Source organism: Fibrobacter sp. (genome assembly GCF_045131395.1).
Taxonomy (GTDB): Bacteria; Fibrobacterota; Fibrobacteria; order Fibrobacterales; family Fibrobacteraceae; genus Fibrobacter.
Genome location: NZ_JBGUQY010000002.1, coordinates 275,505 through 290,479, shown reverse-complemented (window position 1 = coordinate 290,479; position 14,975 = coordinate 275,505). Strand labels below are relative to the sequence as shown.

Genomic DNA, 14,975 nt, shown 5'->3' with positions numbered 1-14,975 from the left:
GAAAAAACCGCGACTAACAAGTCGCGGTTTTTGTTTTTACTTTGTATTCAGCCTACTTTACGTTCACTCGGCGCATGGCAATGCCAATCCTTACTACGTAAGAACCGGAACCCAGCGCAGGGACAACGGTCTCGGCAGACGTAATCTTGCCTTGCTGCACGATGCGACCCTGCAAATCCATAACCGCATAGGTCTTCTGTAATGCAGAAGCTGGTTCCTCCATTACAATCTTGAACTGGAAGGGGCCAACCATCTTGATGCGGAAAGAAGGCTCAGCAAACTCTTCATCGCCATCCTGGGATTTTTCTTCAGCGTCAATGGCGCTGCCTTCCTTGACCACGGGCACCCACGGCGAGGGCAAGCGAACCGTTTCGTTGTAGGCCGTCGGTGAATTCCAATGATAATCGGCATCGGCCTTGGCGCGCAAAGTATCCTTATTGCTCAACTTAACCAAATCAGTCCAGTACACCTTATCCAAATCGGCCATAAGACGCACATAATCGCCCGCCTGCGGGGCAAGCTTTTTGCTGTCGTAAACAAAGCGGACCTTGCCCAAGGTTCCATCGGTCGTAATGGAGGGATCCAGTTCGGATTCCACCTTTGTAGAGACAAAGCGATCTGCCTCGGACTTGATGCTGGTTGCAGAATTCAGGTAGAAGCCCAAAGAAGTCCGCTTCTTGGATTCCGTGCTCAATACCACCGGTTCAGAAAGCGTCAACACCAGACTATCGCGACCTGTAGGTTCACCCTTTGCATTTTTCATGCTGAACAGTTCGGCACGCAACGGCACAGGAGCAATTCGATCGGTCAAAGAGCCAACAAAGCTCTGCTTAACCGATTTGCCCTTATCACTGAATTCGGAATAGGCATAGACCTTACCCACTCCAGCCGTCTTCACATCCTTAGAAAGTGCAATACCGCCTACGGTCACAACATTGGAACAATAACCATCCTTCTTCGAAGAACAGTCAATATTATCGTTGCTCACCGAAATCAAGGCGTTACAATAAACCAGGTTGTCTTTGGCAGAGGTGGAGAATCCTTCTTCGTAGGGGTTATGCGCTTCGGCAGAGACAGAATCCCACAGTACACACACCTTGTTCGGCAAGGAATCCTTGTGAATGGCGCGATTGAAATAAATTGCCACAGAATCAGCAATACCATCCAGATACTCGTAATTCAAGCTAAAGTACGGTTCCGGAATCTTGTATTTCTGGGTAGGCATTGTTCCATGCACGTCAAACACATCAGCCATAACCGGGTAAGGAACCGGAGACTGGCGGAAATAAATAGGCGAATAGGTAGTCCCCACAGCATCGTTGTATTCCACAGCGATTGTCGCCGGATTATCGATATCAGGATCGGAATCGTAACGATAAGCCTTGAGCGAACGCACAGAAACCGTCGCAATGCCGTTTACAAAGGCAATAGTGTCGGAGACGAATTCAATTTTCGGAGAAGTCTCTATACCCTTGTGAATCTGGATGCCATCGCATTCCTGCTGACAGAAATAATACTTACCGTTCACATCGGGCTTAAGAATCGCCACATACAAATCATAAACAGAGCCAACCCAGCGTTCTTCGTAAGTGCCATCGGCACCGGGTTGTTGTCCCTTTTCTTGAACAGCTGTCGTCGGATCAGAAGTAGACACGAATGCCAACTTCGGCAAGTAATAGCTGATTGACATGGCGTTATCTCCGCCAGACACCTTTATTTTAAAAGTCTGAATCGGTTCCGTCAAATTTTTCATAGCGACAGTTGCATAGACAGTGTCGATACCAGATTCACCAATCATTCTCTTTTGACCGGAAGTCAACAGCTTGAGTTCCCCAGAATCATCCTTGTAGTACACGTCCATAACATCGCTGTATGAAAGGGTGTACACAATTCCCGAAACATCTTGCGGGAACACTTCCAGCGGATTGCCTGATTCAAGGGGTTCTTCTACGTTAGAAATGTAAACCGGAACCAATTCACCACCCAGAGCAGTTGTCTGCAAGGCAATCGTGTCAATGGTTTCGTCATTGGCATTCTTTACAAAAGCGTCTCGATAAACTACATCCACGGTGCCACTTGCTACACGGATAGTCGACAGTTTCTTAGACTTTCCGTCGATATTCATGAACAACGTGTAGCGACCTCCGCCCAAGCAAACCTTTTCCTTGTCCACCTTCGGAGCAGTCAAGGAAGTCAAATCAAAGCCACACTTGTACACACCTGGAGTAGACACATTTTCAAAACCTGGTACCGGTTCAGAAGAAATCAGGTTTCCTTTTACAAGAGTATAAGAAATGTTTAGACCAGCATTCGCAATCTCACCACCGCAATAGGTTTCTTCACTCTTGCCACCCGTCATGGCAGCAGCGCAAGAGCCATCACCAGACGTAGTATAACAAACGTCATAAGAAAGTTCGGCTGGATTCTGTTTGCTCTTTGCCGACCTCACTTCGATAGCAGACTTCTGCAAGATGTACATATTCGTCTTGATACGTACGTTACTCATGGTGGTACGACGGTCGCAGAAGAAGATATCGATATCGTATTGGTTGCCCACTATGAGCTTTCCACTCAAGCCTTCGAACCTATCCAAATCGACATAACCAGGAGCAGCCAAGTGGGTACCGCCAAGGTCTACGGCCAGCTTGTTGTCTACGAAAACCCAAATATCATCGTCTCCGCGGAAGCTGAAGCGAAGTCCAGGCTTGTGGGTAAACTTAGCGTGGGATTCAAAACAGAAGTGCTGGTTACGGCCAGTCTTTGAGGTCCAACGAGCACTAGGACTTCTCGATGATGCAGATGACGACACAGGGGTTTCTGTGCCATACTCAAAAAACGACCATCCCGCTGGAGCCCCGGATTCAAGGCAACTCCAACCAAACACGCAATCACCAGAACTTAAACCAAGCCATTCACTTAAGGCTTCCTCGGTAGAAGCACCATCTCCAAACAAGCCTGTACAATCATATCCCTTATCCCAACCGGGGCCATTACATGCCAAGTCAATTAAAGGGGCTCCTTCAGCAGGATCTAATTGTCGAAGTTTTGGCCCATAGAAAACAGGTCCTTCAGCAGCTCGTTTGATACGAGCGTCGCTCACAGGTTTTTGAGTCGGATCTGCAGCCAAAATGAACTCATCCGTCGAAAGTTCCACCGGATAGAAACCACCCTGAGCTGTTACGCCGGGACTAGTATAGTAGTCCGAATCGAATTCCCACTTACCGTCGCTACTCCGAGTAAACGGCATATCGTAGCAGCTCTTTTCGTTTACATTTTCAGTATAGTTAAACAGCTGATTAAAGAACGTTTCATTTATAAAGCATTTCGCTCCAGCCTTAGACAGCTTCGGCTTTTTCGTGGTGGGGTCCAAGGTAGATTCTACAAGTCCCGGAGTCACACCAATACAAGTATTAATAGCAGTTCTGACAGTAATAGAATCTACACCAGGAAAACCAAATTGGCACCCCTCGCCACCAGCAGAATAACAGGAGAATGACGGATGCAATTTGGCATCGGTATCATAAATGATGGCGGCTAACGAATAAGAGCATGTTCCTTCAATGCCATCGATTTCGGCAGCACTGTAATAAAAACCATCTTCATTCGTTTTTTGCTCTTCGTCTGGTACAAAGAACAGGGAATCTACACCCATACTGTAGAACAGTCCCAGCGGAATCGGCTGTGCCGTATTCCCCGGTTCCCAGTTGCCGTACACGCCAATCATATCTTCACGGTCAATGTCTTCGTCACGATAAAGCACCACTTCATCTGTGATTTCTTCATTCCAGAACACATAAGAGTACCAACCGCACATATCCGCCACAGCAGTCATGGGCCTACCGGTCTTACCGCCATCCATACTGATCATGGGGACAGACGACATCCATTCTTCAAAATCAGGAGGAATCATCACAAAGAAATACTTGGCGTCAGGAGGATTTGCAGAAACTACGGTTTTACCAGGATCTTTGGGATTTTCGTAAATGTAAAGAACTTCCTCATCTGCACATGAAAATGTATTCATTTGATCCCAATCGCCTTGATCATATAAGGATGCCGTCACAGCCTTATTGTATATGTAATCAGAAGTACTAGTAAATAGGAATCTTGATTCAAAAGACTGACCTACACTTGCAGCAGAAATAACATACCATCCATTATGAAGCATCTCCTGAGGCAACAGAGAGAAACTAGCAGCTGACATCAAATACACTTTACTCCAAGACTCCGGTGCCTTGAAATAAATAGTACCTTCGCAAGCCAATGCAAACGCATTCTGCACTCCTGCCATAGCAAGGAGCAATACAAACACAAACTTCTTTATCATCGTATTCATTTTTATACTCCTTTAAATAAACCAGTAAGCAATGTTGAACTGCCACTGCCATGTCTTGGGAGAATCATCGGCATCGCTAAGGGCCGTAATGCCATACACAAAACGCAGTCCAATATCGAGCATCGTTTTTCCGATGGGTCGCATTCCGCCGATTCCGTACACCGTCGCAAATTCAAAGGTGTTAAAGCAATTGTGATCCCTAAATTCTTCGGTACCATAAATATCCGTCACCGAGAACTTGGTCTTGGAATACAGATTAAAGGACATCATGGGGCCCGCTTCAAGGTAAACCCTGGAGGGGAACATAAAGCGCAAGGCCAGAGGCACATCGATATTCATCTGGCGCACATAATACTTCATCTTGATATCGGATTTTTCGGGCTGACGGGTTTCGTCATCCCAATACAGTCTTACCGAAACATCGGATTCGCCGTCACCGCGCCTCGATGCAAGGGCCAAATCGGCACGAACGCCAAAATAGGAGTTAATCAGGAACAAGCCACTCAAGCCCACATTGGCGCCCAGGCCCCAATAGTTGGCCATGATATCGTTCGATCCCTTGACCGTCAACTGGTAACCCTCGCCCGATTCGATATTGTCGAAACCGAACTTGGTGCTATGGAAATCGTTATAGGTCCCAGCCACAGTAAGACCAGCCCAGAAACGCTTTATGCCGGGATCAGAAGAGGTCTTGGCGGCTGCGGCAGGAGCTGCGGCAACCTCTTTAGCGGCGGGAGCGGGCTTCTCGACGGGTTTGACAACCGGTTGAGGAGCCGGCTGCGGAGCAGGAGCTGGTTCTGCTTGCTGCACTGGGGCCGGAGCGGGCGCAGGTTGCGGGGCAGGAACCGGTTCCGCCTGCTGCACGGGAGCCGGGGCTGGCGTCGGCTGTGGCGCTGGAGCCGGTTCGGCCTGTTGCACGGGAGCCGGAGCTGGGGCAGGTTGCGGGGCAGGAGCCGGTTCGGCCTGCTGCACGGGAGCCGGAGCAGGCGCAGGCTGCGGCGCTGGAGCCGGTTTTGCCTGTTGTACGGGAGCCGGAGCGGGCTTGGGTTGAGGAGCTGGCTTCGGAGCGGGAGCGGGCTTAGGCTGAGGCGCCGGCTTCGGCTGTTCAACCACTTTAGGCTTACCAACGACAGCATCTCCCCAAAGATCGTCCTGGGCAAATGCAGAGAAAGCGAGCAACAAGGTGCCCGCACAGAGTATATTGCGAATCGTTTTCATATTTCCCTATTAGTACAATTTCTTCATGTCAGTAAGTTCGCCAGCCTTTTCATGGAAAAGAACCAACGAGCCACCCTGTAACTTCTTGAAGACCGCAGTCAGCTTCGCAACAACGGGGGCTTCTTCAAAGCCAATTTCGTTGTAAGCCGTTTCGCCAATCACAATTCCCACATTCATCAGGTCCGGAGACTTACGACGCAGGTAATTCAAAAAGTCCTCATCGTTATTCAGGATATCCGTTGCGGTCGGCTTTTCAAGTTCGGCCGGGTCACGGGTACTGACCAAAAGCGGATACATTTCGTCAGAAATGACCTGCTTTGAATTGAGGTAGAAAGTATTGCCCACGAACAGGCTAATGGAGTCATTCAAAACCTGGCGCACTTCGAGGATCACATCGCTCTGCGAAGATGCTTCCTGGATTTCGAGTTTAGACGGACCGCAAGCCATAAAAGCCAGCGAAACGACAGACAGGACTGCTAGGGCAAGTTTTTTCATATTTTCACCTCTTTATTATATAGCAAAGATATATTTTTTTTAAGAAATCGTGAAAATATTTGTCTACAATGGGGGCTTTTAGCTGGATTTCAAAATATCCAAGGCCCGTTCAATGAGTTCGGGTTTCAAGTCAAAAATGCGGCTCAAAGTTTCAACGCGGGAAGATTCCTCTATTTTTTCGATACGGGAACCATGGGCATCGCGGGTCACGAGGTTACCCTTCTGGTAATAGTACTGCACGCCCCTCTCCCGATCCAAGCGATTCAGCACCGGATAAGTCATCATTTCCCGGTAAAAGCTTTCATTCCAGTGCTGCTTAAATTCTTCGACAGACACGCCCTCGACAGGGTATTCAAAACGAAGTTTCATGGGAGCGCCTGCGCCACCCGTCCACAAGGCCATGCTATCCATAGTCGGGCGGTCCAGCCTTACACAGTTAGGGACTAGCGGAAAGAACGCAGACCCCGTACCGAACGGCGACGGCAAGGGCATGGGAAGCGGATCAAAAATCAGATAACCAGGGTCGAAGAGGTATTCTGTTTTATGGATTGCCGCGCCTTCGGCTCGTAATGACGCAGCGGGGTCGTCGTCGGGCAAAATGAGGGCGCAGTGAATATTGCGTTCCTTGCGCTTGTGGCCCATGACAAGACGCGGGTTCAACCCCATGTCCTTGAAAACCTGATACAGGTGCCAGGTCATGCTAAAGCAGGTGCCGCCACCCATCCAAGCATCCACATCGTTCTGAAAACTGTCATCCAGTTTTTGCGCGGCGGAAGAACTCCCTGTCGATTCCAGACGGATAATTTTCGTCAGGTTCTCGTAGGTGACTTTGGACAGCTTATCGCAAATGTCCTGAATTTTTTTCCATACTTCCGATTGCATAAAGTAAATGTAGAAATTACGTCATTTGGATCGCCACGCCAACGGCTCGCGATGACGTACTTAAAACAACATAGAGATGCCGTCGACACCGAGAACGGTAAGGCAGGCCACAACGGCAACGCCCACAAGGCCTTGGCCCAAAAGCGACGCAATTACCGCGGCAACCAAGGCGCAGGCACCTGAAAGCACCCTATCCGTCGAATACAGAATGGCAGGAACCGTCATGGCGGCAAGTACGGTGTAAGGCACATAAGCCAAGAAGGAACGCCAAAAACGGCTCTTGATTTTACCCTTTAGCAGAACAAAGGGGACCGCACGCAACAGGTATGTCACGCCTGCCATCACGAGCAGGAACAAGAAATAATCTCTTATGTGCATGCATCCTCCTGCGAATCCTCACCATCTTTAATCGGGAACAGTGCCGCACCGATAAGCGAGGCTACCAGGGCGCAAATAATGATGGCAAAGCCAACAGTCACGCCGCTTAGCGCCGGTACAAACTTGAATGCAAGACTACAAGCAATCGCTATCAAAACCGCGATAAATGTGGGGCGATGAGCCTTCATTTGCGGAACAACGATGGCGATAAACATGCCATAGAGGGCAACGCCCAAGGCATTCGTGACGATCCCGGGCAAAATCTCGCCACAAATAGCACCGCACAAAGTACCCGAAGACCAACCGATATAAGGCAACGCCATGAGTCCTGCAAAATACCGAGCAGTCACCGGTTCCCTCTGGCTCACCGCAAGGGCATAGATTTCATCGGTAATGCCCGTTGCCAAAAGCAAACGCTTGAAGGTACCAAAACTCGGCGAAACCTTTTGGGACAAGGAAATAGCCATAAGGCTATAACGCAAGTTGATGAAGAATGTGGCGATTGCCATTTCGATAAAGGTGCCGGCGGCATCGGACATAATCTGGAGTCCTGCAAACTGCCCTGCAGAAGTCAGGTTCGTCATCGAGATAAAAGTAACCAGCGGCCAACTAATCAACTTGGACCCGGCAATACCAAAGGAAAACGACACTGCAAAGTAGCCGAGTCCTATAGGAAAGCCGTCTCTTACACCATCCGAAAATCTCATGGGCCCAAAATATAGAAAAAACTATTAGAGCAGTATGCAAATATGCAAATTTATGCAAAGAAAAAAAATCCCCGACATAAAGCGGGGATTCTGCACTACAAAGGTCTATATCACTTAATTGCGATTCGACGGATCAAGCTATTGGAGCCCGAACGCACCTGGACAAGGTAGTTCCCCTGGCGGAGCATGTCAAGAGCAACGGAACCCTTCACCTGCTTGAAGCTGGCCACCGGGCGTCCCTGCAAGTCGAACACGTTAACGTCGGCCCATTCCACACCGCCCACAAGGAGCATGCGGCCCTCAACGGCAAGCGTCATCGACCCCATACGCTGAGCAACGATACCCGTTGTTCCGCTGGAGCTAGAAGCAGGATTAGTCGAGCTACTGGTTTCTGCAACAGAAGAACTGCTTTCGGCGGCAATCACCGTCAACTTCAGTTTGTACTCCTGTGCTCCAATGGTAAAGGTCTCGGTATAGTTGCCTGCAGCGAATTCCTTCGGAACGATACCCGAAACGACCAAGCCTTGGTTATTCGATTCAAAGTCCAGGAAGTACAGGTTCCAAGTGCGAGTGTAATCCCTGGCGTTCTTAAAGGTAACAGCTTCAAGCTTGCCACCCTGAGCAACGGACTGTTCCAAATCGCCGCTGACAACGACAACAGGGGCTACAGAAGAACTGCTTACCGCGCTAGACGAAGACACCACAGAGCTAGAGGAGCGAACGACGGAACTGGAGGACAACACGACAGAGCTAGAGGAGCGTGCAACAGAACTGGAAGAGCGGACAACAGAGCTGGAAGAACGCACTACAGAACTACTCGAGGCAACGGCAGAACTGGAGGAGCGAACCACGGAGCTGGAAGAACGGACAACAGAAGAGGAACTTGCAACACTGGAAGAAGACGCCAGCGAGCTAGAGGAGCGTGCCACAGAACTGGAGGAACGGGCAGCGGAGCTGGAAGAGCGCACCGAAGAGCTAGAAGAGGTCGGAAGCGCAATCGCCATTCCCGTGCAACGCACATCGTCAACATACAAGTAGTTCAGAGTCGGCTGATCGCCCTTGACTTCCCACGTAAGCTTGGCAATGCGCTTTTGAGAAAGATCCACCGGATCAGGCCATGCTTCCTGGGAAAGCATATCCCAAGGAACCGTCACCGTCGTCCAGGTGCTAGATGCAGACTTATGAATCTGATGGTATCCATAATCCAAGACTTCTGTATCTTCGGCCTTGAAGTTATGGGCAGCACCCTTGTACCTGTAGGTAATCTGCTTGCAAGCGGACAAATCGTAGGCGGTCTGCTTTGCATTCAGCGAAAGGCCCAAAGCCACATAGGGATCGTACAAGTTATCACCCTGCGAGAGTTTGATTCCCGTAACGCCAGCCACGTACTTGCTGGAGTCACCGGCCTTGGAGCCAGCGATAACTACATCATAACCACCGCGGGCGCCCTCGCCGTTGGTAATCGTGGAAGCACCAAGGTCACCATCATCGGTGTAGGCATACCATTCGCCACCGGTATAGGTATAGTTGTCGCCATCTTCCAAGTCATCGATGTAGTCGGTAGTGCCTGCCGGCTGCACGTAGCTAGAAGAACTTGCGGCAGAGCTGCTAGAAGCCGGAACGCCGGAGCATGCCGTATAAGATTTGGGGAGCGAGGCGAACACATTGGAATTCACCCACTGGCCGCTCGTAGAATAAGACAGATTGTTCATGCCGCCTGAATAGTAGGAAGCGGATTCATCCTTGTTGGACACAGACCAGTTCGCACCGGAAAGCTTGTGCGTTTTCATCCAGTTGTACCAAGTGGTACTATTGGAGGAATTGAAGCCGCCGTTACCCGAAGCATCGACAGTGCCCCATTCGGTCACAAACACAGAAAGGCCGCTATTCATTGCCGAAACAGCATTTTTACCTTCTTCAGTGGTATAGTGCGAGCCGGCATAGTAGTGGAAGGTGTAAGCGATGTTATTCTTGGAATCGGCAACAGGGCTGCTCGCCGCTTCATTCGGATACTGGTCCCAACTGCGGGTACCCACCACAATCAAGTTATCCGAATACTCTCGAATAGTCTTCACCACATCGTCGGCGTAGGTCTTGATAGAACCCCAAGACTGATCTTGTAACGGTTCATTGAAGATTTCAAAAATCACGTTGTCGTAGCCGCCCCACTTCTGGGCCATGGTAGCAAAGAATGCCTTTGCGTTGCTCGGGTTGTCGGCAGCATGGTGGCTATGATAGTCAATAATCACGTAGATATCGTTGTCGATGGCTGCCTGCACCACAGTATTCATCAAACCCTGGTAATAGCCGGTATTCGTAAAGTAGTTGCCAGCATACCAGTCTTCGTCAACACCCATGGGAGCGCGAATCAGCTGGATATTCTGCTCCTTGACAAGCTTATCCACATGTTCAGCAGTCCAGAAGGGAGCGCCAACATCGCTGGAAATGCTCCAGAAAAGGCTCATGCCCTGCACGGCAACTTCGGCCCCGTCGGCAACGCCCTTGCAGGCGCCATAAATCTGGCCCTTGCCACTAGAGTTTTTACCAGCCTGCAATTGGCCGTAAGCACTCACCGGGCCCACGCGACCAAAAGAGAGCGAGACAAGGCCCATGGCGAGTACGCCCAAGCCCAACATCTTTGCGCTAAAATTGATTGCCATACATCCTCTTTTTTACCAATTTTTCGCTGACAAATTTAGATTAATGGACCCACTTTTCCACGTGATTTCAAGCACATAATTTTTTTATAAGGATACGGGCGTAAACATGCTTTTATAAGGCGGAAATAAAAGTTCCAGAAAAAAAAAGCCCGGCTTTTTAAGCCAGGCAACCAGTAAGCGAAATGTCGCGAAACGAATTAGTTTTCGTTGTTGTGCATTTCCATCTGTTCACGGTCCATCGTGTGCTGCAAGTATTCCTTGAAGTCACGGTCGATGTTCACACCGTCGAGATCCAGGTCGTCGTTTTCCAACACGAACACGGCGCTGGGGTTATCGAGCCAGCCGACCACGTCCACCTGATCGAGTTTCATGGACTTATCGCCTGCAGCCTGTGCAACATATTCAATCTTGGATTTCTGAACCCAACCCTGTCCGCACGGACCCTTCACGAGCACTTCGGTTTCACCGTCCTTAAGGATAGTGAGTTCATCATTGAAGCTTGCGGTACAAACAACGGAACCGCCATCTTTTTCCTTGGTCAGGTCCACGTCACCCAGCTTAGATTTGACCTTCTTGCCAGCAGCGAAGGAAACGCTAACCATCAGAGCAAGAGCAATTAAAAGCACCTTTTTCATATCTTTCCTCAGAAACAGGTTAAAAACTTGACAATGCAGATACGAATATACCTTTTATTTTTGACTTTCGTCACAATTTCTTTTAAATTTTTGCGATATGAAGAAGATTTTACTTATTTTGACCCTCATTTTGGCACTTTTGGGCACTTTTTTAGCCCTAAACCTCAAGTCTAGGATGGAGGAAAAGGCTCAAAACAGTCAAACCGTGCTCCTGGAAGTCCCCAAGGGCAGTTCTCCCTCGAAAGTTTTCCAGATTCTAAGACAGAACGGAATCTGGAGCGACGACCTCGCCTTCCGGTTGACCATGAAAAGGTTGAACCCGAGCCTCAAGGCCGGCTGGTTTGAAATCCCCGCAGGGCTTACACTACCCCAGGTACTGGACATTATTGCAAGCGGCAAGGTCGCCGTGCGCCGCGTAACTATCCCCGAAGGTCGAGCCTCTTGGGAAATTCCCGACTACCTGAAAAAGGCTTACCCGGACCTGGACGAGACCCGCTGGAACAAGCTCGTCCAAGACCCGAAGTTCGCCCGCAGCCTCGGCGTCGAGGCAAACTCCTTGGAAGGCTACCTGCTCCCCGACACCTATCCCTTCCCCATCGACGCCAACGAAGAAACCATCCTGAAACAGATGGTGGCCGCCAACCTGAAGGTCCGCGACGAAATGCAAAAGAAGCCCGGCTCCATGTGGAAGACTCTCGGAAACTGGCACAAGGTGCTGACCCTGGCTAGCGTGGTAGAAGAAGAGACCGGCATTCCCGAAGAACGCCCGCTGATTGCAGGAGTGTTCCACAACCGCCTGCGCATCGGCATGCCGCTGGGAGCAGACCCCACGGTGCGGTTCATCTTCAAGAACCTGACCGGTCCCATCTACAAGAGCCAGCTCAACAGCGACAGTCCCTACAACACCCGCAAGTTCAAGGGACTCATGCCCGGTCCCATCTCGAATCCGGGCCGCAAGGCTATCGAGGCCGCCCTGTTCCCCGCCAAGACCGAAGCCCTCTATTTTGTCGCAAAGGACGATGGCTCCATGACCCATTTCTTCAGCAGCAACCTGTCCGACCACAACAAATACAAGGACGTCGCCGCCAAGAACCGCGGTGAATAAGGCAAGAACATTCTAACTCATTGATGGTTGCAGAATTACACAACCTGTAAGGCCTCTTGAAAAAAGAGGCCTTTTTTTACCTTAAAAGCGCCTGACGGAAAGCAAAATATAGTCCGCGGAATCCCTTTGGGAGCACCCCCTTATTTTCTATATTTGGGGCACACATAAGAACAGTAAAAGAAGACTCGGCCGCCCAAATTTATGGCGTTGGAAAGCCGAGCAAAGAAGGAAAATCATGAGCGAAGCATGGAAAGGCTTTGAAGGTGGACTTTGGCAGAGCGAAATCAACGTCCGCGACTTTATTCAACGTAACTACACCGCCTACGAAGGAGACAAGTCCTTCCTCGCAGGCCCGACCGACGCAACGGAAAAGTTGTGGGGCGAGCTGCAGAAGCTGCAGGCTGAAGAACGCAAGAAGGGCGGCGTGCTCGATATGGACACCGACATCGTCTCGACGATTACGAGCCATAAGCCGGGCTACATCAGCGAAGGCCTCAAGGACCTGGAAAAGGTCGTCGGCCTCCAGACTGACAAACCCCTGAAGCGCGCCTTCATGCCGTTCGGCGGCATCAAGATGGCCGAAGAATCCTGCCTGCAGTACGGCTACCAGCCGAGCGCAGACCTCCACAAGATTTTTACCGATTACCACAAGACCCACAACCAGGCTGTGTTCGATTGCTACACTCCTGAAATCCGCGCCGTCCGCAAGGCTCACTTGCTCACCGGTCTTCCGGATACCTACGGCCGCGGCCGTATCGTGGGCGACTACCGTCGCGTAGCTCTTTACGGTATCGACTACATTATCAAGCAGAAGATGAACGACCTCGCCCACGTGGGTGACGGCACCATGACCGACGACGTGATCCGCCTCCGCGAAGAAGTCGCCGAACAGATCAAGTCCCTCAAGGCCATGAAAGTGATGGCCCAGAGCTACGGCTTCGATATTTCGAAGCCCGCCACGAACGCCCGCGAAGCTTTCCAGTGGCTCTACTTCGGTTACCTCTCTGCTATCAAGACCCAGAACGGCGCCGCCATGAGCGTTGGCCGTATCTCAACCTTCCTCGACATTTATATCGAACGTGACCTCAAGAACGGCACGCTCACCGAAAGCGAAGCCCAGGAACTGGTGGACCACATGGTCATGAAGTTCCGCATGGTGAAGTTCGCCCGTATCGAATCCTACAACCAGCTCTTCAGCGGCGACCCGGTGTGGGCCACCCTCGAAGTCGGCGGTATGGGTCAGGACGGCCGTCCGATGGTCACCAAGAACGACTTCCGCTTCTTGCACACTCTTGAAAACATGGGCCCGTCTCCGGAACCCAACCTCACCGTTCTCTACACCAAGCGCCTCCCTGAAAACTTCAAGGAATACGCCGCCTTCATTTCTGTGACGACCAGCTCGATCCAGTATGAAAACGACGACGTGATGCGCCCGGTATGGGGTGACGACTACAGCATTTGCTGCTGCGTGTCCGCTACTCAGACTGGTAAGGAAATGCAGTTCTTCGGCGCCCGCGCTAACCTCGCCAAGGCTCTCCTCTACGCTATCAACGGCGGCAAGGACGAAGAAGCCGGTCTCGTGCCCGGCATGCAGATTGGCCCCGAACTCGCCCCGATTACGGGCGACGTGCTGAACTACGACGAAGTGATGCACAAGTATGACATCATGCTCGAATGGCTCGCAGGCATCTACGTGAATACGCTGAACCTGATCCATTACATGCACGACAAGTACTACTACGAAGCTGCAGAACTCGCCCTCATCGATACCGACGTGCGCCGCACCTTTGCAACGGGTATCGCAGGCTTCAGCCACGTGGTCGATAGCCTCTGCGCCATCAAGTACGCCAAGGTTTCTGTCGTTCGCGGCGAAAACGGCCTCGTGAAGGATTTCAAGATCGAAGGCGACTTCCCGAAGTACGGCAACGACGACGATCGCGCCGACGAAATCGCAGTATGGCTCCTCAAGGAATTCATCGCTAAGATCAAGAAACACCACACCTACCGCGGTGCCGAACCGACTACGTCGATTCTTACGATTACCAGTAACGTTGTTTACGGCAAGGCCACCGGCAGCCTCCCTGACGGTCGCCCGGCTCACGCCCCGTTCGCTCCCGGTGCAAACCCGAGCTACGGCGCCGAAAAGAACGGCCTGCTGGCCTCGCTCAACTCTGTCGCCAAGCTTCCGTATGAATACGCGCTCGATGGTATCAGCAACACGCAGACCATCAGCCCGAACGCTCTCGGCCACAGCGACGAAGAACGCTCCCAGAAGCTCGTAACCGTCATGGACGGCTACTTCGCCCAGGGCGCACACCACCTGAACGTGAACGTGTTCGGTGTGGAAAAGCTCCTCGACGCACAGGCCCATCCGGAAAAGCCCGAATACGCGAACTTCACCATCCGCGTTTCCGGCTACGCCGTCAAGTTCCTCTCTCTCACGAAGGAACAGCAGGACGACGTAATCAGCCGTACCTGCCACGGCGTACTATAAGACCGCTCGGCTCTACCGCATTCACTAGAATGTGATATCGCCTCGCTCTCGCAACCGCCCTCGGT

The 14,975-nt window shown here is 51.1% G+C and carries 10 protein-coding genes; 2 read left to right on the top strand and 8 right to left on the bottom strand.

What is annotated here, in order from left to right; genetic code table 11:
* Positions 1–52: 52 nt before the first annotated feature.
* From ACJMNB_RS01250 to ACJMNB_RS01215, 8 genes are all read right to left on the bottom strand, one after another.
* Positions 53–4,336 carry a fibro-slime domain-containing protein gene (locus ACJMNB_RS01250; protein WP_405338167.1) on the bottom strand — a complete coding sequence of 1,428 codons (4,284 nt, stop codon included), beginning with the start codon at positions 4,334–4,336 and terminating at the stop codon, positions 53–55.
* 12 nt (positions 4,337–4,348) lie between these two features.
* Positions 4,349–5,554 (bottom strand): porin family protein, encoded by a 1,206-nt coding sequence (locus ACJMNB_RS01245; RefSeq protein ID WP_405338165.1) that lies wholly within the window; start codon positions 5,552–5,554, stop codon positions 4,349–4,351.
* 9 nt (positions 5,555–5,563) lie between these two features.
* Entirely contained in the window at positions 5,564–6,049 is a 486-nt protein-coding gene (locus ACJMNB_RS01240; RefSeq protein WP_405338163.1) for a hypothetical protein, read from the bottom strand.
* Between the two features lie 78 nt (positions 6,050–6,127).
* Positions 6,128–6,931: a hypothetical protein gene (locus ACJMNB_RS01235; RefSeq protein ID WP_405338161.1), complete on the bottom strand. Its 804-nt coding sequence runs from the start codon at positions 6,929–6,931 to the stop codon at positions 6,128–6,130.
* A 60-nt stretch (positions 6,932–6,991) separates the two neighbouring features.
* Entirely contained in the window at positions 6,992–7,309 is a 318-nt protein-coding gene (locus ACJMNB_RS01230; RefSeq protein ID WP_405338159.1) for an AzlD domain-containing protein, read from the bottom strand.
* A complete protein-coding gene (locus ACJMNB_RS01225; protein WP_405338157.1) occupies positions 7,300–8,016 on the bottom strand; it encodes an AzlC family ABC transporter permease in 717 nt (238 codons plus the stop codon). The genes ACJMNB_RS01230 and ACJMNB_RS01225 overlap by 10 nt, the downstream gene beginning before the upstream one ends.
* A gap of 110 nt (positions 8,017–8,126) precedes the next feature.
* Positions 8,127–10,676: a cellulase family glycosylhydrolase gene (locus tag ACJMNB_RS01220; protein WP_405338154.1), complete on the bottom strand. Its 2,550-nt coding sequence runs from the start codon at positions 10,674–10,676 to the stop codon at positions 8,127–8,129.
* 197 nt (positions 10,677–10,873) lie between these two features.
* A complete protein-coding gene (locus ACJMNB_RS01215; protein ID WP_405338151.1) occupies positions 10,874–11,311 on the bottom strand; it encodes a hypothetical protein in 438 nt (145 codons plus the stop codon).
* A gap of 97 nt (positions 11,312–11,408) precedes the next feature.
* Between ACJMNB_RS01215 and mltG the strand changes: the two genes are divergently transcribed.
* A complete protein-coding gene (mltG, locus tag ACJMNB_RS01210; protein ID WP_405338148.1) occupies positions 11,409–12,416 on the top strand; it encodes an endolytic transglycosylase MltG in 1,008 nt (335 codons plus the stop codon).
* Positions 12,417–12,651: 235 nt separating this feature from the next.
* Positions 12,652–14,910, top strand: coding sequence for a formate C-acetyltransferase (gene pflB / locus ACJMNB_RS01205; RefSeq protein WP_405338145.1), 2,259 nt, complete (start codon positions 12,652–12,654; stop codon positions 14,908–14,910).
* Positions 14,911–14,975 lie beyond the last annotated feature (65 nt).